This is a genomic window from Micromonospora inaquosa, from assembly GCF_003857055.1.
Taxonomy (GTDB): Bacteria; Actinomycetota; Actinomycetes; order Mycobacteriales; family Micromonosporaceae; genus Micromonospora; species Micromonospora inaquosa.
The window spans coordinates 1-17,134 of sequence record NZ_QGSZ01000203.1; the positions used below are offsets into that span (position 1 = coordinate 1).

General features: G+C 71.8%; 16 protein-coding genes. 9 read left to right on the forward strand and 7 right to left on the reverse strand.

Annotated features, from left to right (window positions below):
* On the reverse strand, positions 1 to 907 hold a 907-nt coding region (locus tag DLJ59_RS14485; RefSeq protein ID WP_148096949.1), incomplete at its 3' end, for a glycoside hydrolase family 5 protein.
* A 396-nt stretch (positions 908 to 1,303) separates the two neighbouring features.
* On the opposite strand from DLJ59_RS14485, the gene DLJ59_RS14490 reads away from it, so the two are divergent.
* A complete protein-coding gene (locus DLJ59_RS14490; RefSeq protein ID WP_124773122.1) occupies positions 1,304 to 2,245 on the forward strand; it encodes a TIGR03557 family F420-dependent LLM class oxidoreductase in 942 nt (313 codons plus the stop codon).
* 8 nt (positions 2,246 to 2,253) lie between these two features.
* Positions 2,254 to 3,117: an alpha/beta fold hydrolase gene (locus tag DLJ59_RS14495; protein WP_244236020.1), complete on the forward strand. Its 864-nt coding sequence runs from the start codon at positions 2,254 to 2,256 to the stop codon at positions 3,115 to 3,117.
* Between the two features lie 139 nt (positions 3,118 to 3,256).
* Here DLJ59_RS14495 and DLJ59_RS14500 read toward each other — a convergent pair whose 3' ends face one another.
* The 6 genes from DLJ59_RS14500 to DLJ59_RS14525 form a co-directional block, all read right to left on the reverse strand.
* Positions 3,257 to 4,066: an endonuclease/exonuclease/phosphatase family protein gene (locus DLJ59_RS14500; protein ID WP_124773035.1), complete on the reverse strand. Its 810-nt coding sequence runs from the start codon at positions 4,064 to 4,066 to the stop codon at positions 3,257 to 3,259.
* Positions 4,067 to 4,074: 8 nt separating this feature from the next.
* Positions 4,075 to 5,565 carry a phosphatase PAP2 family protein gene (locus tag DLJ59_RS14505; protein ID WP_124773036.1) on the reverse strand — a complete coding sequence of 497 codons (1,491 nt, stop codon included), beginning with the start codon at positions 5,563 to 5,565 and terminating at the stop codon, positions 4,075 to 4,077.
* A 78-nt stretch (positions 5,566 to 5,643) separates the two neighbouring features.
* Positions 5,644 to 6,645 carry a YihY/virulence factor BrkB family protein gene (locus tag DLJ59_RS14510; RefSeq protein WP_124773037.1) on the reverse strand — a complete coding sequence of 334 codons (1,002 nt, stop codon included), beginning with the start codon at positions 6,643 to 6,645 and terminating at the stop codon, positions 5,644 to 5,646.
* Entirely contained in the window at positions 6,638 to 7,642 is a 1,005-nt protein-coding gene (locus tag DLJ59_RS14515; protein WP_124773038.1) for a diacylglycerol/lipid kinase family protein, read from the reverse strand. The genes DLJ59_RS14510 and DLJ59_RS14515 overlap by 8 nt, the downstream gene beginning before the upstream one ends.
* 93 nt (positions 7,643 to 7,735) lie before the next feature.
* Positions 7,736 to 8,314 carry a Clp protease N-terminal domain-containing protein gene (locus DLJ59_RS14520; protein WP_124773039.1) on the reverse strand — a complete coding sequence of 193 codons (579 nt, stop codon included), beginning with the start codon at positions 8,312 to 8,314 and terminating at the stop codon, positions 7,736 to 7,738.
* The gene (locus DLJ59_RS14525) at positions 8,314 to 8,550 is read right to left on the reverse strand and encodes an HTH domain-containing protein (protein WP_030336062.1); all 237 of its coding nucleotides are present in this window, start codon (positions 8,548 to 8,550) and stop codon (positions 8,314 to 8,316) included. Before DLJ59_RS14525 ends, DLJ59_RS14520 begins: the two co-directional genes overlap by 1 nt.
* A gap of 131 nt (positions 8,551 to 8,681) precedes the next feature.
* On the opposite strand from DLJ59_RS14525, the gene DLJ59_RS14530 reads away from it, so the two are divergent.
* The 7 genes from DLJ59_RS14530 (at position 8,682) to DLJ59_RS14560 (ending at position 17,125) form a co-directional block, all read left to right on the forward strand.
* Positions 8,682 to 9,221 (forward strand): PadR family transcriptional regulator, encoded by a 540-nt coding sequence (locus tag DLJ59_RS14530; protein WP_124773040.1) that lies wholly within the window; start codon positions 8,682 to 8,684, stop codon positions 9,219 to 9,221.
* Positions 9,218 to 9,946: an ABC transporter ATP-binding protein gene (locus tag DLJ59_RS14535; RefSeq protein WP_244236021.1), complete on the forward strand. Its 729-nt coding sequence runs from the start codon at positions 9,218 to 9,220 to the stop codon at positions 9,944 to 9,946. The genes DLJ59_RS14530 and DLJ59_RS14535 overlap by 4 nt, the downstream gene beginning before the upstream one ends.
* Positions 9,947 to 11,710, forward strand: coding sequence for an ABC transporter permease (locus DLJ59_RS14540; protein ID WP_124773041.1), 1,764 nt, complete (start codon positions 9,947 to 9,949; stop codon positions 11,708 to 11,710).
* A 102-nt stretch (positions 11,711 to 11,812) separates the two neighbouring features.
* Positions 11,813 to 12,673, forward strand: coding sequence for a universal stress protein (locus DLJ59_RS14545; RefSeq protein ID WP_124773042.1), 861 nt, complete (start codon positions 11,813 to 11,815; stop codon positions 12,671 to 12,673).
* A 67-nt stretch (positions 12,674 to 12,740) separates the two neighbouring features.
* Entirely contained in the window at positions 12,741 to 15,134 is a 2,394-nt protein-coding gene (locus DLJ59_RS14550) for a phosphoketolase family protein (protein WP_124773125.1), read from the forward strand.
* Entirely contained in the window at positions 15,095 to 16,003 is a 909-nt protein-coding gene (locus DLJ59_RS14555) for a universal stress protein (protein ID WP_425271424.1), read from the forward strand. The genes DLJ59_RS14550 and DLJ59_RS14555 overlap by 40 nt, the downstream gene beginning before the upstream one ends.
* 138 nt (positions 16,004 to 16,141) lie before the next feature.
* Positions 16,142 to 17,125 carry an Acg family FMN-binding oxidoreductase gene (locus DLJ59_RS14560; protein WP_124773044.1) on the forward strand — a complete coding sequence of 328 codons (984 nt, stop codon included), beginning with the start codon at positions 16,142 to 16,144 and terminating at the stop codon, positions 17,123 to 17,125.
* The last annotated feature ends 9 nt before the right edge of the window (positions 17,126 to 17,134 follow it).

Below are 17,134 nucleotides of genomic sequence, written 5' to 3' on the forward strand. Positions count from 1 at the left end.
GGTTGGCCGGGTTGAAGCTGGTGGCCATGTCCAGGTACTCGACACCTCCGCCGTTGCCGCTCCACGACCAACCCAGCCAGCCGATTCCGATGGCCTGGCTGTAGGCGAGGATGCTGTCCTCGTCCGGGTCGCCGTCGGAGTGGTTGAAGCCGAACTCACCGACCACGATGGGCAGCCCGGCGGTGCGGAACCGGCCCAGGTAGTCGCTGATCTCCGCGGCGGTGTCGAACACGCCGTACATGTGGATGGAGAAGACCGTGTTGCGGGCCGGGTCGGCGGCGAAGACCGACGCGGCGTTGTCGCGCATGGTGAACGACCAGTCCTGCCCCCAGTTCGGCGCGTCCACCATGATCGTGTGGGTCAAGCCGCCGGCACGCAGGCGCTTGATCGCATCGGCGTTGTCGGTGGCCCACGAGGCGTAGTTCTGGTTGCCGTACGGCTCGTTGCCGATGTTGACGATGACGAACTTCTCCTGGCCGGCGAGGACGTCGGCGAGGCTGAGCCAGTAGTCGACGGCGCGGGCCAGGGTGATCGCGCCGCTCTGCTCGCCGTACCCGGTGGTGTCGTGCACCTCCAGCACGCAGATCAGCCGGTTGCCCTTGCAGGCCGCGATGACGTTGGCGACGTCGGCACTGGTGTTGCGGGTCCACCGGTCGCCGCTGGAGAGCACCACCCGCACGGTGTTCGCGCCGAGCGCCTTGACGTCGGCGAACGAGCTGGTCTGCTGCGGATACCAGGTGTGGGCGTGGTTGACGCCGCGCATGATGAATTCGCTGCCGTTGGCGTCGTACAACTTGCCGCCAGCGACGGAGAAACCAGCCGCGGCGTGCGCCGGCTGGCCGAACGCCAGCACGGCGACGAGCAACGCGAGCACTGTCGCGCCGGCGGCGGAGAGTCGAGTCTTCATGGCCTTCCTCAGGGAGGACCCCCGGTGCCCGACAGGGGTGGGGACGTGACAGGGGAAGGCGGCTGCAGCCCGACAGCCGCGCCCGGCGCCCGGCGCAGGCATCAGCGTAGGGCGATGGAATGGCCCTCGCAACCGGTTCAGTTGGCGGCCCCGATGCCCGGACAGCCGCAACGGCCCACGCGGACGCAGGCCGTCACGGGGCGGTCATCCCCACCACAGGATGTGCGCCACACCCGGCTCTTAACCGGTTAAGAGCGACGGTAGGCAGGTGACCGCGATCCGTCAAGCATCGCGTCAGCCGAAGCGGACGAGCGCGCAGCCGAACCGGACGAGAGGGTTGACCGCCGCGCACCGGGGTATTCCGGGAACGATCCGTCGGTGAGAAGGGATACCAGGATGGTCAGCGTCGGCTACACCCTGATGAGCGAGCAGGCCGGGCCCAAGCAACTGGTGGACCACGCGGTACGGGCGGAGGCGGCCGGTTTCGACCAACTGGTGGTGTCCGACCACTACTACCCGTGGCTCGACTCCCAGGGACACTCCCCGTACGCCTGGTCGGTGCTCGGCGCGGTCGCCCACGCCACCTCCCGCGCCCAACTGATGTCCTTCGTGACCTGCCCGATCCGCCGCTACCACCCGGCCGTGGTCGCGCAGAAGGCCAGCACGATCGGGGCGCTCTCGGACGGCCGGTTCACCCTCGGGCTGGGCGCCGGGGAGAACCTCAACGAACACGTGGTCGGCGGCTGGCCGCACGTCCAGCAGCGGCACGAGATGTTCGAGGAGGCGTTGCAGATCATCCGGCCGCTGCTCAACGGGGAGACGCTGACCTTCTCCGGCAACCACTTCGACGTGCCCGACGCCTACGTCTGGGACCGCCCGGAACGGCCGGTGCCGATGGCCGTCGCCGCGTCCGGTCGACAGTCCGCGACGCTGGCCGCCGAATACGGCAACGGCCTCATCTCCACCGAACCCGACCGGCACATCATCGAGATGTACGACGATGCCGGGGGCGCCGGCCAGCCCCGCTACGGCCAGGTGGCCATCTGCTACGGCCCCGACGAGGCCGAGTGCCGCAAGCTCGTGCACGACCAGTTCCGCTGGTTCGGGATGGGTTGGAAGGTCAACGCCGACCTGCCCAACCCGGACTCCTTCGCCGCCGCCACCCAGTTCGTGCGCGAGGAGGACGTCGCCGAGGGCATCTCCTGCGTCGAGGCGTTCGGCAAGTTCGTCGACGCCGGCTTCACCCACGTGGCGATCATCCAGGTGGGCGGGGAGACCCAGCCGATGTTCCTGGACTGGGCGCAGGAACAGTTGCTGCCCCGGCTGCGCGAGCTGTGAACCGAGTCGTGGCCCCTCGGCCGCCCGGGTCGTCCCACCGCACCGCGGTCGGCCGGTTCGGGCTGGCCGACCTGCGGCTCGCCATGGCCGCGCCCCGGCCAGCCGCCGGGCTGACCAGCGAGTGGCGGCTCGTCGACGGGCTGCGTACCCACACCCGACACGCGGCGGGCCCGACCACCGGGGCGCCGCCCGTGGTGCTCGTGCACGGCCTGGCGGTCTCGCACCGGTATCTCACCCCGCTGGCCGTCGCGCTCTCCACCACCCATCAGGTGTACCTGCCGGACCTGCCGGGCTTCGGCCTGTCCGAACACCCCCGGGGCGCGTACGACGTCCGCCGGCACGCCGCCCACCTGGCCGCCTGGCTGGCCGCGTACCAATTGCCGCCGGTCTGCCTGCTGGGGCACTCGTTCGGTGCGGAGGTGGCCGCCGCGGTCGCCGCGACCCACCCCGATGCGGTACGCGCGCTGGTGTTGGCCGGGCCGACAAGTGACCCGGCGGCCCGGTCCCGACGGGGCCAGTTCGGTCGTTGGCTGGTGGACAACCTGCGCGAGGCGCCGCTTCAGGCCCCGGTCCTGTTTCGGGACGTCTGGAACGCCCGGCCCTGGCGGGCCCTCGCGACGCTGTCGCACTCGGTGCGCAACGCCATCGAGGCGGACCTCGTCCGCGTCAGCGCGCCGACTGTCGTCCTGACCGGCGAGCGCGACCCGGTCGTGCCGCAACGGTGGCGGGAGGAGGCCACGCGGCTGGTGCCGGAGGCGGCCCTGGTGGTCGTTCCCGGTGCCGCGCACAACGTGGTCACGACCGCCCCGACGGTTGTCGCGGACGCGATCCGGCACCTGCTCGCCCCGCAACCCGCACCCACGGACAGGTGAAACATCATGCGCTTCGGCAACACGGAGATCCGTCCGCTCGGCGGTGGCCTCGGCTGCCTACTGATGATCCTCTTCTCGATCGTGGCGTCGGTGGTGTTGACCGTCCTGCTGAATCTGGTGCTCTGAGGACCCGACGGCCTCAGTCGGCGGACAACTCCAGCGCGGCCACCAGCGGGTAGTGGTCGGAGGCGATGGCCGCCGCACCGCTGCGGATGACCCGACAGTCCTGGACCCGCTGCGCCACCGCGGGGGTGCCGAGCAGATAGTCCAGCCGCATCCCGGCGAACTCGGCCCCGCCCAGTCGGGTGGGCACGGTGAGGCCGTCGGCCTCCGGTGCGTCGACGTTGGCCGACGGCCAGAGGTCGACGAGGCCGGCGGCGAGCAGCCGGGCGATCGCACGGGTGTCCACCGCGTCGCCGGAGCGACGCAGGTGCCGCCGCCGGTAGAGGGTGGGCATGCCGGCCAGCCGAGCGGTGTGGTCGACGGTCGGGTCGAGCGAGTTGAGGTCACCGGTGACCAGCGCCAGCGGCCCCTCGTCGCGGCGCATCGCCGCGACCAACCAGTCGACCTCCATCCGCCGCCGGCCCCCCGAGTACGGGTAGAGGTGGGTGCCCAGCACTGTGAACGGGCCGCCGGACGTGGCCACCACGACGCGGGCGGCGGCGTGGTGGAACGGGCGGCGCACCGACCCGGCGTCGACGACCCGGTACGGCGGCCGGACCAGCACCGCCACCGGCTGCCCGAAACAGGACCGGGCCAGGTGGGGCGTCATCCCCACCCGGCCCGCCACGGTGGCCATCAGCCCGTCCCGGTCGAAGCCGCGCAACTCCTGCAACGCCAGCACGTCCGGCGCCTGCTCGTCGATGACCTGAACCACCTGATCCAGCCGGTCGGGGCCGCCGCGATCCCACCCGCCGGTGCGGATGTTCCAGGTCATCACCCGCAGCACGACGCCGCCTAGTCGGCTCGGCCGGCCCGCGCCAGCTCGTCGTCGAGAGTGTCCACGTCCTCCGACTCGATGGCCGGCTGGTTGCCTTCCCTCAGGTCCTCGTTCGGGCGGATCACCAGGTAGAGCAACCCGATCCAGAGTGCGGAGAGCAGGATCGCGCCCATGAAGTCGGTCGGGTGGTGCATCCCCCGGTACATCCGGGAGGTGGCCACCCCGACCGGCATGAGCACGGCCACCGCCACGAAGACCCAACGCCACCACCGGTCGGTACGCGGAAAGACGATGAGGGTGATCGCCAGCCAGATGCAGATCGTCGCCGCGATGTGCCCGGACGGGAACGACGAGGTGGGCATCTGCCCGTCCAGGTTCTCCACCGGGGGACGCGGCCGGTCGACCACGTGAGCCGACGCGAGGAAGAGGGTCAGCTCACCCACCATCGCCAGCGCCACGAAGAGCACCGGGCGCCAGCGCCGCCACACCGCCAGCACCAGCGGACAGAACACCAACGAGATCAGCAGGATGGCGTGGGTGTCACCGAACTTGCTCCACCACCAGCTGACCTCGGTCAGCACCTCGGTGTGCCGCTCGGCGAACCACTGCGGCACCTCGGTGTCGAGGGTGTCGAAGAAGGTGCCCTTGGCGTGGTAGCTGACGTACATGCCGAAGGCGTACAACGCCCCGAACACGATCACCCAGCCGACCAGCAGCTCGGCCACCGCCGAGCGCGGATGGGCCAACACGTGCTCCTCGGCCGGGGCGGGCGCGATGTCGTGCCCCGCCTCCGGCTCCAGGCCCTCGGTCAGCGGCGGCACCGGCCGCCCCCGCTCCCGCCGCCACAGTCGGAAGGCGTACGCGGTGACGCCCAGCCAGGCGGCCCCGAGCAGCCAGGCGGCCAGCACGTCGGAGACGAAGTGCACGCCCAACGCGATCCGGGTGAGGCCGACCAGTGCCACCAGCACACCGACGCCGACGATGGCCGGTTTGCGCCAGCGGGGCGCCATCGCCGGCAGGAACACCAGCAGCAGCGCTCCGTAGGCGACGAACGAGCCGAGCGCGTGCCCGCTCGGGAAGCTGTTACCGGGGGCGCTGGCGATCGGCACGTCCACGATCGGGCGGAGCCGACCGACCAGCGTCTTCAGCGACGGGTCGAGGATCAGCCCACCGACCCCCGTGATGATCAGGTAGACGGCGAGTCGGGGCTGCCGCCTGATCAGCAACCCGACCACGGCGATGGTGACCAGCCAGATGAGGATCGGCCGGCCGCCCAGGTCCGTCACCGCCTGGAGCACGGTGACCAGCGGGTGGTGCGGGGCGACGAGCCCGTTGAACCACTCGGCGAGCGCGTGGTCGGCATCCTGTAGAGGGCTCCACTGCACCCGGACGAGCAACAGCAGCAGCCCGAAGGCCACCCCGGCACCGGTGACGGCCACCAGGCCGGCAATGCTCCGCTCGGCGAAATGACCGATCGGACGGCGCGCCACCTCTTTGACCGCGGTCACCCCGCACCTCCTTTGTCGCCTCTGGCGAGGCGCAGTACCCGATCTGCGGCCGTCGTACACGCCGGGTGCCGCCAGGGCCTAGAGGGCGGACATGTCCCCGGTGTCGTACAGCTCGGCGCGGTCCGGGTCGGGCTCCCACAGGTCCGGTTGGGCGGGCTCCTGCACACCGATGCGCAGCGCCTCCAGTTGGGCGGCGAAGGCCAGCCCGCCGAAGAGCGCCATCCCGGTCAGGTTGGCCCAGAGCAGCAGCGCCATCATGCCGGTCAGGGCACCGTAGGTCTGCCCGAAACCGTCACTGAACCGCACGTACGCGGCGAGCAGCAGGCTGGCCAGCCACCACAGCGCGGTGGCGATGCCGGCGCCGAAGAACAGCCAGGACAGGCCGGGCTGGTTGCGGCGCGGCGCGTGCCGGAACAGCACGGCGACGGCGACGACGGTCAGCCCGAGGCTCAGCGGGAAGCGGACCACGTCCCAGATGCCGTTGGCGACCGCGCCCCACTCGTAGTGTCTGCGGACCGAGTCGCCCATCGCGCCGCCGCCGACCAGGATCAGGAAGCCGGCGAGCGCGGGCAGGCCGGCGGTGACGGCCAGGACGGCTGCTCGCAAATATTTCCGCAGCGCCGGGCGGTCCCGTTCGACGCCGTAGATGCGGTTGGCACCCCGCTCGATCTGGGCCATCGTGGTGGTGAGCGCGAACAGGCCGGTGAGCAGACCGAGGGTGAGCGCCACCTCCCCCGCGTCCTCGACGCGTTCGCCCTCCCCGAGCAGTTCGGCGACCATCTGCGCGCTCTGGCCGGGGGTGAGCGCCAGGACGGTGTCGGCGACCACCTGGCCGCCCTCGTCGACGCCCAGCTCGCTGATCAGGCCGGTGAGGGCGATCAGGAACGGCACCACGGCGAGGCAGAGTTGCAGGGCGAAGGCCCGGGAGTGACTGAACCCGTCGCCGTAGCGGAACCGGATGAACGCGTCTCGCAGCAGGTGCCACCCGCCCTGCCGGCGCAGCGTGTGCCAGGCGTCGTCGGCGGAGAGCTCCTCGTCGGCCATCATCCGGGTCTCCGGCACGATCCGGGTGCTACTCACGGCGTGCTTCCTCGATCAGCTGCTCGCCCCGCTCCCCGGCGCTCTGCACGTCGACGGCCAGGTCGGGGGCGTCCTCGGGCTGGGGGACGCAGAGCCAGAGCGCCTGGGGTCGGACCTCCGCCCGCAGCTGCCGGCCCGGGGAGATCAGGTCGCCGTCCAACTCGCGAGGCTGCGCCCGGTTGCTGGTGATCACCACGCGCCGGCCCCGGAACACCTCCAGCTGCGGCACCTGGCCGCTGCGGCGGAGCACCGCCCAGCCGAGCGCGAGCCAGTGCCGCAGGTTACGGGGGGTGAGCACGGCGACGTCGAGCCAGCCGTCGTCCGGCTCGGCCTCGGTCAGCAGGGTCAGGCCGCCCTGCAGTCGGCCGACGTTGGCGATCAGGACCGACCGGGCCCGGCGGCGCACCGGCGGACGGTCGTCGATGCGGATCTGCACCCGCATCGGCCGGTCCCGTAGGTGACGGGCGGCGCCCATCACGTACGCCGGCCAGCCGATGCGGGCCTTGGTGGTCTCGGAGGTGGCGGCGAGCATCTGGGCGTCGAAGCCCATGCCGGCCATCACTGTGAAGTACTGATCCTCGACGGCGCCGACGTCGAGCAGCCGTCGGCCGCGTTCCACGGCGACCTGGAGCCCGGCGGCCAGGTCGGTGGAGAGCCCCAGGTTGGCGGCGAGCAGGTTGCCGGTGCCCTGCGGCAGCACGGCGAGGGCCACGTCGGTGCCGACCAACCCGCTGACGCAGGACATCACGGTGCCGTCACCGCCGCAGGCGAAGACCAGGTCGACGCCGGCCTTGACGGCTTGCTCGGTCTGACCGCGCCCCGGGTCGTCGACGGTCGTCTCGTACCACTGCGGGGCGGGCCAACCGGCCGCGGTCAGGGCGTCGTCGACGGTACGGCGCAGCTCGTCAAGATCGTCGACCTTCACTGGGTTGACCACCACGGCGGAGCGCAACCCGCCGTCGCCGCCTGCGGGCCGCCTGTCCTGTCCAGCATCCACGGCGCCAGTGTGCAGCACCCGGACCGCTTCAGCGACCCGGCGACCGGCCCGCGTCGGAAGTGCCACAGACAGGTTTCAAGACGGCTCCACCTGTCAGGCCGCCGCCCGCAGCGCGAGCTCCACCCGCCGACGCAGATCGTCGAGGTCGACCCCGGACTCGGTGAGCACCAACGCGCCCAGCCCGTTGCCCTCCCGCAGCACCCCGAGCAGGATGTGCTCGGTGCCGATGTGACGGTGGCGCAGGCGTAGGGCCTCCCGCAGGGACAGCTCCAGCGCCTTCTTGGAGCGGGCCGAGAACGGGCCGCCGAGGTAGCGCTTACGCCCCCAGCGGCGGCGCGGTGCCGGCACCGCCTCCCGCAGTGCGTCCGGGCCGAAGGACTGCTCGATGCGGGCCACGATCGCGGCCAGGTCGATGCCGATCTCCCGCAGGGCCGCCGCGTCCGCGTCGCCGAGGCCGGCGCCGCCGCTTGAGGTGTGCCGGCGGACGCGTTCGCGCAGGTCGTCGGCGCGCACCCCGGCGTCGGCGAGCACCCGGCTGGCCAGCCCGTTGTCGTCGGCGAGCAGGGCGAGCAGCAGGTGCTCGGTGCCGACCGGCCGCTGGCCCTCGGCCCGCGCCTCCTCCAGCGCCCGTCGCACCACGTCGCGCGCCCGGTCGGTGAACCGTTCGAACATCACGCCTCCCAGGATGAGTTGACCGCCGGTCGCCCGGCGTGCTTCTTGTGGACCGCCTGCCGGCTGACCTCGAGCGTGTCGGCGATCTCCTGCCAGGACCAGCCCTGTCGTCGGGCGTTGTCCACCTGGACCACCTCGAGCCGCTCGAGCAGCCGGCGTAGCGCGCGGACGGCGCGCAGCCCGACCCGGGGGTCGGTGCTGCCGGCTGCCGCCGCGAGTTCTGTCGCCTGACTCATGCTGTCAACATACGTTGACAACTCCACGCGTGTCAACCTCAGTTGACGAGCCGCTGCCCGCTACGCCCTCGACTTGACAGTGTCATAGCTAACCGTTATCCATTAACGATCTAGACGAGGGGTGCGTTCGGGTGCAGGACGTGGTGCTGGCCATGCTGGCCAAGGAGCCGGCGCACGGGTACGAGCTGCGCAGCCGGCTGCGCGCCGCGCTCGGTTCGCTGGGCGAGGCGATGAACGCCGGACAGATCTACGTGACGCTGACCCGCCTGGGCAAGGCCGGGCTGGTGACCTCGCAGCGGGCCGACGGCCTGCCGGACCGGCCCGAACGCCGGGTGTACACGTTGACCCCCGAGGGGCAGCAGCGAGTCGCCGCCTGGCTGGCCGAAGTGAACTGGCCGAAGCCGGACCTCGCCGAGTTTCATCTCAAGTTGGTGGCTGCCGTGACAGCCCGGCTGGCCGATCCGGTGGCCCTGGTCGACGCGCAGCGGCGTGAGGTGCTGCGCCGGCTGCGCGACGCCCAACGGGCCGCCTTGGACCGGTCGATGGATCCGGTTGCCGGGCTGCTGTTGGAGGGTGTCGTGCTGCGGCTGCGGGCCGACCTGGAATGGCTGGAGGCGTGTGAGCGCCTGTGGGCAGAACTTGATCCGACCAAACGGAAGGCGGGGACGTGACCGGGTCGACGGTGTTGCAGGCGCGTGGGCTGAGCATGCTGTACGGCGACAAACACGCGCTGGTCCGCGCGGTCGACGAGGTCGATCTGATCGTGCCGGCCGGACAGTCGCTGGCGGTGATGGGGCCCAGCGGCTGCGGCAAATCCAGCCTGCTGTACCTGCTCGGTGGGCTGCAGCGCCCGACCGACGGGCAGGTGTGGCTGGCCGACCGTCGGATCGACACGATGAGCGAACGGGCCCTGGCCCGGCTGCGGCGCGACAACCTCGGGTTCGTCTTCCAGTCGTTCCACCTGATGGACGAGCTCACCGCGGTGGAGAATGTGGAGCTGGCCGCGCTGCTGGCCGGGCGGTCACCGGGGCGGGCCCGCAAGCGGGCGATGTACCTGCTGGACCGGGTGGGGCTTGCCGACCGCGCCAGGCACCTGCCCTCGGCGCTGTCCGGTGGGCAGCGCCAGCGGGTCGCCATCGCCCGCGCGTTGAGCAACGAGCCCCTCGTCGTGCTGGCTGACGAACCCACCGGCAACCTGGACAGCGCCGCCACCCTGGACGTGCTGCGGCTGTTCGAGGAACTGCGCACCGCAGGACAGACCCTCGTGGTGGTTACCCATGACCCCCGCATCGCCGCGGTCGCCGACCGGGTGATCGCCATGCGTGACGGCGCGTTCGTCGACGACAACCGACTTGCCAGCACCGTCGCCGGCACCCTCTACGACGGGTGGCGCTGAATGGCCGGCCGCCTCCTGCTCGTCTGCCGGCTGCTGATGCGGGACCTGCGCCGCCGCCGAACCGAAACCATCCTGCTCCTGACCGCGATCACCGCCGCCACCGCCACACTGACCATCGGTCTCACCCTCAACGAAATCGCCGACCGGCCGTACCAGCAGACCCGGACCGCCACCGCCGGCCCGGATGTGATCGTGACACCCCAGGCCACCGGCCAGGGCGCCTTGGACGAGCTCGCATCGCTGACCACCGGGGCGGGCGTCACCGATCACAGCGGCCCCTTTCCGATCGCCTACCTGACGATGACGGCCGGTGGCAAGTCCGCGCACACCGTCGTAGCGGGCCGGGACACCACGCCCGCATCGATCGACCGGCCCGCCGTGACCGACGGCACCTGGGTACGCCCCGGCGGCGTGGTCGTCGAGCGCGCCTTCGCCGACGCCCTCGGCATCAGCATCGGCGACACGGTCACCATCAGTGCCCATCGGCTGCGCGTGATCGGAACCGCGGTCACCGCCGCGAGAGCGACGTACCCCTACGCCGGGTGGCACTACCCCGGGAGCGTCCTGGTCGAGCGCGGCGGCCTGGTCTGGGTCGACCAGAGCGACATCGCCACGCTCGCGGGCAACCAGCCCCTGTCGTACACCCTCAACCTCAAACTCGCCGACCCGGCGGCCAGCAGCACGTACCCCATCGGCGACCAACTCACCACCTGGCAGGCGATCAGCTACCTCAACGGTCGGCTGTACAGCGACGCGCGGATCGCCCTGCTCGTCGGTAGCTGGCTACTCAACGGCCTTGCGCTGGCCGGCGTCGCCGGCATCGTCGCGGGCCGGATCATCGGCCAGCGTCGCCGGGTGGGCCTGCTCAAAGCCGTCGGCGCCGGACCGGCCATGATCGCCGCCATCCACCTCGCCGAGTACCTCGCGATCGGGCTTGCCGCCGCCGCCACGGGCCTGGTCACGGGCTGGCTCGCCGCACCCGCGCTGATCCGCCCCAGCGCCGGACTCATCGGCTCCGTCAACGCCCAGCCACCTGCGCTGCGCATGGTGGTCGCCGTCACGGTCCTCGCCCTCGCGATCGCTGTGGCGGCGACTCTGGTGCCGGTGTTGCGCGCCGCCGCCACCAGTACCGTTCACGCGCTGGCCGACGCCGCAACGCCACCGCGGCGCCGGTGGTGGCGCATCTGGCTGTCGCGGCGGCTGCCCACCCCCCTGCTGATCGGGATGCGTATCAACGCGCGGCGACCGCGCCGCGCCCGGCTGGTCACCGTGAACACCCTGATCACCACGACCACGCTCGTCGGCATTCTCATGGTCAACACCCAGGCGGTGCACTTCGACCTCGGCTACACCGAACTCGCCAATCCCCGGGTGGAACGGGGCGAGCAGGCCACGCTCGTGCTCACCGTCGTGCTGTGCGTTCTCGCGCTCATCAACGCCGTCGTGAGCGCCTGGACCGCGGTCCTCGACGCCCGGCAGCCACTGGCTGTCGCGCGGACGCTCGGTGCGACGCCCGCGCAGGCCGGCCTGGGCCTGGCGGTGGCGCAACTGCTTCCAGCCATACCCGGCGTCGCCGTGGGGATCCCGGCCGGCGTCGGGCTTGTTACGTTCGTCAGCACCGGCGAGGTCCAGTACCCACCCGATTCCTCGCTGTTCGCCACCGCGCTCGGAGTCCTGCTCGCCATCGCCGCGCTCACCGCCATCCCCGCGATGGTTGCCACCCGGCGTCCGGTCGTGGACATACTCAGGTCCGCACCGACCTGACCGCCGAGCCATCCGATCCCGCCCGCCGCCGCGTCCATCCGACTACCCTCGGTCAGGGACAGCTTGGTCGTGCCGGGCGCGACGCCCGGGAGGTGATATCGGATGGCCGCACCCGCCGACGCAGCGGTGCTGGTCGGCCTCGGGTCGGATCTCGACCTCCCGGTCGTCGAACAGGCCGCGCAGGAGGCCGCCGGACACGGCCGCCCACTGCACCTGCTGTACACCTTCGACTGGCACGCGGCCTTCGCCGCGGACACCGTCGCCGCACCCCGCGACCAGGCCGAAGAACTGATCACCCGCGCCGCCCAACTGGCCCACCAGACCGAGCCGGGGCTGACCGTACGCGGCGAGATCGTCGAGAGCGCCATACTGCCCACCCTCATCCGCCGCTCGGAAGTCAGCTTCCTCCTTGCGGTCGGCGACAGCGGCATGGCGGGCAGCGGTCAGTGCGTTCCGGCCGAGACGACCGCCGTACAGCTGGCCGCACGCGCCGGCTGCCCCCTGTTGGTGGTCCGGCGTGAGCCGCCGCCGCAGGGCCCGGTGCTGGTGGGCGTGGACGGCTCCCCCAGCTCGCACCTCGCCCTGCAGTGGGCCGTGGAGTGCGCGGCCCGCCGGGACGCCCGACTGCTGGCGCTGCGGGTGGTCGAGTACGACGAGGACACCGACGCGGTCGCCGAGCAGCTCGGCGAAGCGGTGGCCCGGCACACCGACCGGCACAGCGCGGTGCCGACCGAGTGCCGGGTGGTACGCGGTGACCCCGCCAAGGTGCTGATCGACACGTCCCGCAACGCGCAGGTGGCGCTGGTCGCCGCCCGCGGCGACGAACCGGGCCGGGCCATGCTGGGCGCGGTGGCCCAGTCCCTGCTGTACCACTCACCGGCCCCGGTTGTCGTCGTCCGTGGCCTGGCCGAGGCGCCACTGACCGGGCCTGGTGCCCACCCGACGCGGGACCAACGGCCCTGACCCGGGGCGTCCACAGCGACCAGGCTGAACCCCGGACGCCCCACACCTACCCGCGAGAGGCAGCATGATGGACACCGCTCTCGACGTGCACCGCGCCCTCACCGACGACGAGCTGCGCCGGCTGGACGCCTACTGGCGCGCCGCGAACTACCTCACCGTCGGGCAGATCTACCTGCTGGACAATCCGCTGCTGCGGGCGCCGCTGACCCCCGACGACATCAAACCTCGCCTGCTCGGGCACTGGGGCACCAGCCCCGGCCTCAACCTGATCTACGCCCACCTCAACCGGGTGATCGTGGCGCGCGACCTCGACGCCATGCTGGTCACCGGCCCCGGCCACGGCGGCCCGGCCATCGTGGCCAACACCTGGCTGGAGGGCACCTGGTCGGAGCGCTACCACGACGTGGCACGCGACGAGGCCGGGATGTCCCGACTCTTCCGCCAGTTCTCCTTTCCCGGCGGCATCCCCAGTCACGTGGCGGCGGACGTGCCGGGTTCGATCCACGAGGGCGGCGAGCTGGGGTACGCGTTGAGCCACGCCTACGGTGCCGCGTTCGACCACCCGGACCTGCTGGTGGCCTGCATGATCGGCGACGGCGAGGCGGAGACCGGTCCGCTGGCCGGCAGTTGGCTCTCCGACGTGTTCCTCAACCCGGCGCGCGACGGCGCGGTGCTGCCCATCCTGCACCTCAACGGCTACAAGATCGCCAACCCGACCGTGCTGTCCCGGATCCCCGAGGCCGACCTGCTCGACCTCATGCGCGGATCGGGCTACCAGCCGTACGTGGTGGCCGGCGACGAGCCCGCCCAGGTGCACCGGACCCTCGCCGCGACTCTGGACCGCGTGCTGGACGAGATCGCCGAGATCCAACGACGGGCCCGCTCCGGCGGTGTGGTCGAACGCCCCCGCTGGCCGATGATCATTCTGCGGACGCCGAAGGGCTGGACCGGCCCGCGTGAGGTCGACGACGTCCAGGTCGAAGGCACCTACCGCGCCCACCAGGTGCCGCTGTCGGCCGTCCGCGACAACCCGGCGCACCGGGCCGAACTCGAACACTGGTTGCGCAGCTACCGGCCGGAGGAGCTGTTCGACGCGACCGGCGCGCCGGTGGAGGAACTACTGACGCTGCCGCCGCGCGGTGACCGTCGGATGAGCGCCAACCCGGTCACCAACGGCGGCGTGGTGCTGCGCGACCTGACCCTGCCGGACTTCCGCGACTACGGCCTTGAGGTTCCCGAACCGGGTACGCCGATCGCCGGCGCGACCGGGGTGCTCGGCCCGTGGATCCGCGACGTCATCAGCGCCAACCCGGAAACGTTCCGGCTGTTCGGCCCGGACGAGGTCGCCTCCAACCGGCTGGGCGCCGCGTTCGAGGTGACCGACCGGGTCTGGGTGGCCGCCACTGTGCCCGGCGACGACCACCTCTCCCCCGACGGGCGGGTCATGGAGGTGCTCTCCGAGCACCTGTGCCAGGGCTGGCTGGAGGGCTACCTGCTGACCGGCCGGCACGGCGTGTTCACCAGCTACGAGGCGTTCATCCACATCGTCGACTCGATGCTCAACCAGCACGCCAAGTGGCTGAAGGTGACCCGGGCCATCCCCTGGCGTCAGCCGATCGCCTCACTGAACTACCTGCTGTCCAGCCACGTCTGGCGGCAGGACCACAACGGCTTCTCCCACCAGGACCCGGGCTTCATCGACCACGTCGTCAACAAGAAGGCCGAAGTGGTGCGGGTCTATCTCCCGCCGGACGCGAACACGCTGCTCGCCACGATGGACCACTGCCTGCGCAGCCGGCACTACATCAACGTGGTGGTGGCCGGTAAGCAGGCGGCGCCGAACTGGCTGACGATGACCGAGGCGATCCAGCACACCCGGCGGGGCCTGGGCATCTGGGAATGGGCCAGCAACGACAGCGGCACCGAGCCGGACGTGGTGCTCGCCTGCTGCGGCGACGTGCCCACCCTGGAGACGTTGGCCGCCGCGGAGCTGCTGCGCCAGAACCTCCCGGACTTGAAGGTGCGCCTGGTCAACGTGGTCGACCTGATGCGACTCCAGCCGGACACCGAGCACCCGCACGGCCTGACCGACAGAGAGTTCGACACCATCTTCACCGAGGACCGGCCGATCGTCTTCGCGTACCACGGTTATCCGTGGCTGATCCACCGACTCACCTACCGCCGCACCAACCACGAGAACCTGCACGTGCGCGGTTACAAGGAGGAGGGCACCACCACCACCCCGTTCGACATGGTGATGCTCAACGACCTGGACCGCTTCCACCTGGTCATCGACGTCATCGACCGGGTGCCCGGGCTGGCCGCCAGCGCCGCGCACCTGCGCCAACGGATGGTCGACGCCCGGCAGGCGGCCCGCGACTACACCCGCCAGTACGGCGAGGACGACCCCGAGGTCGCCGAATGGCGCTGGATCCGCGAAACCGACCCCACCACCCCCTGAAGGAGAACGACGTGCGCGACGCGGAGATCCTGGTCGGCTACGACGGCTCGACCGACGCCTCGGTGGCCCTGAACTGGGCCGTGGAGGAGGCGCGGCGCAGCGGCCAGCCGGTGCGGCTGGCGTACGTCTTCGAATGGCTGACCGTGGCCAGCTGGGTCGGCCCCGGGGTGGCGCCCGGCGTGTGGCCCGACGACACCGCCCGCCGGCAGGTCGACCAGTTGGTCCGCAAGGCCACGGCCGACGCCGCGGCGGCCAACCCGGGGCTGCAGATCACCGGCGAGGTGTACGACGGGCCGCCCGCGCTGGTGTTGCAGGAACGCTCGGCCGAGGCCGGATTGTTGGTGCTCGGCAGCCGAGGCCACGGCGGATTCGGTGGCCTGCTGGCCGGGTCGACGGCGGTGTCGGTCGCCGCGCACGCCCACTGCCCGGTCGTGGTGGTTCGGGACGGGGCCGGCAGCGCCGCTACCGACACGTCGAGCCGCCCGGTGGCGATCGGGTTGGACGGTTCGGAACCCTCGTTGGTGGCGCTCGGCTTCGCGGCCGAACGGGCGGCGCAGCGCCAGGTGCCGCTGCGCGTCCTGCACGCCTGGACACCGGGCCCCGGCGGGGCGGCCGGGGTGCCCGACGAGCGGGCCGCCGTGGAGCAGGCGCTGGACCCGTGGCGACGGACGTTCCCCGAGCTGGCGGTGACCGTCGACCTGGTGTCGACCAGCCCGGCGGCGATGCTGATCGAGGCGAGTCGGGACGCGCGGCTGGTGGTGGTCGGCAGTCGGGGGCGGGGCGGGCTGGCCGGCATGTTGCTCGGCTCGGTCAGCCAACAGCTCATCCAACACGCCCACTGCCCTGTCGCTGTCGTCCGCGAACGCTGACCACAGCGGGCGCAACGGCCCGGCGAGGTCGGGACCTGTGGCCCTGCGGTGAGATCACCGACTGTCGGAGGATGAGGTGGCAACCCCGGCACGGCGACGCCGTACGACCCGATGAGCAGAGACGGAAAGGTCGTGACCATGAGTCAGGAGAGCCAGCTGACCACCGCGCTGGCGGAGGCCGCCACCACCGCCGGCCACGCCCCTTCGGTGCACAACACCCAGCCGTGGCGCTGGCGGGTGCTGCCCGACGCGTTGGAGCTGCGCTCCGTCGCCGACCGGCAGCTCGCCGCCAGTGACCCCGACGGGCGACTGCTCGCCGTCAGCTGCGGCGCCGCCCTGCACCACGCCCGACTGGCGCTGGCCGCCGAGGGGTGGCGTGTCGTGGTGCAACGGCTGCCCGACCCGGACGACAGCGAGCTGCTGGCCCGACTGACCAGTCTGAGCCGCACCGCGGCCGACCCGGACGCCATGCGCATGGTGCAGTGCATGCAGGTGCGACACACCGACCGGCGCCCGGTCAGCGATGAGCCGGTTCCGCCCGCGGCGATCGAGGAGATCACCCGGGCGGTCAGCGCCGAAGGCTGCCGGTTGCAGATCCTCGACCGCGACCAGGTGCTGGAGCTGGCCGCCACCGCCGGGCACGCCGACACTGTCGAAGCCGACGACCCGGAGCTGCGCACCGAGCTGGCGTACTGGACCAGCCGGGCCGGCTCGGGCACCGGCCTACCGGCGGAGGTGCTGCCCGAGCAACCTGCGCAGACCACCGTCCCGGGCCGTGACTTCGGTCGTCCCGGCAGCCTGCCCGTGGGTCCCGGGCACGACCGGATGGCGGTGTACGCGATGCTGCACGGCGACGAGGACGAACGGGGCAGCTGGTTGCGCGCCGGCGAGGCGCTCTCCGCCGGTTGGTTGACCGCCACCCGGCTCGGTGTTTCCGCGGTGCCGCTCAGCTCGGCGGTGGAGGTGCCGGGCACCCGGCAGACCCTGCGTCAGCTGCTCTCCGGGATCGGCTTCCCGTACCTGGTGCTGCGGTTGGGCATCGCGGACCAGGCCCACTCCGGCCCGCCGCACACGCCGCGGTTGACCACCGCTCAGGTGGTCGACACGTCGGCCGTGCGCTGACGGGACCTG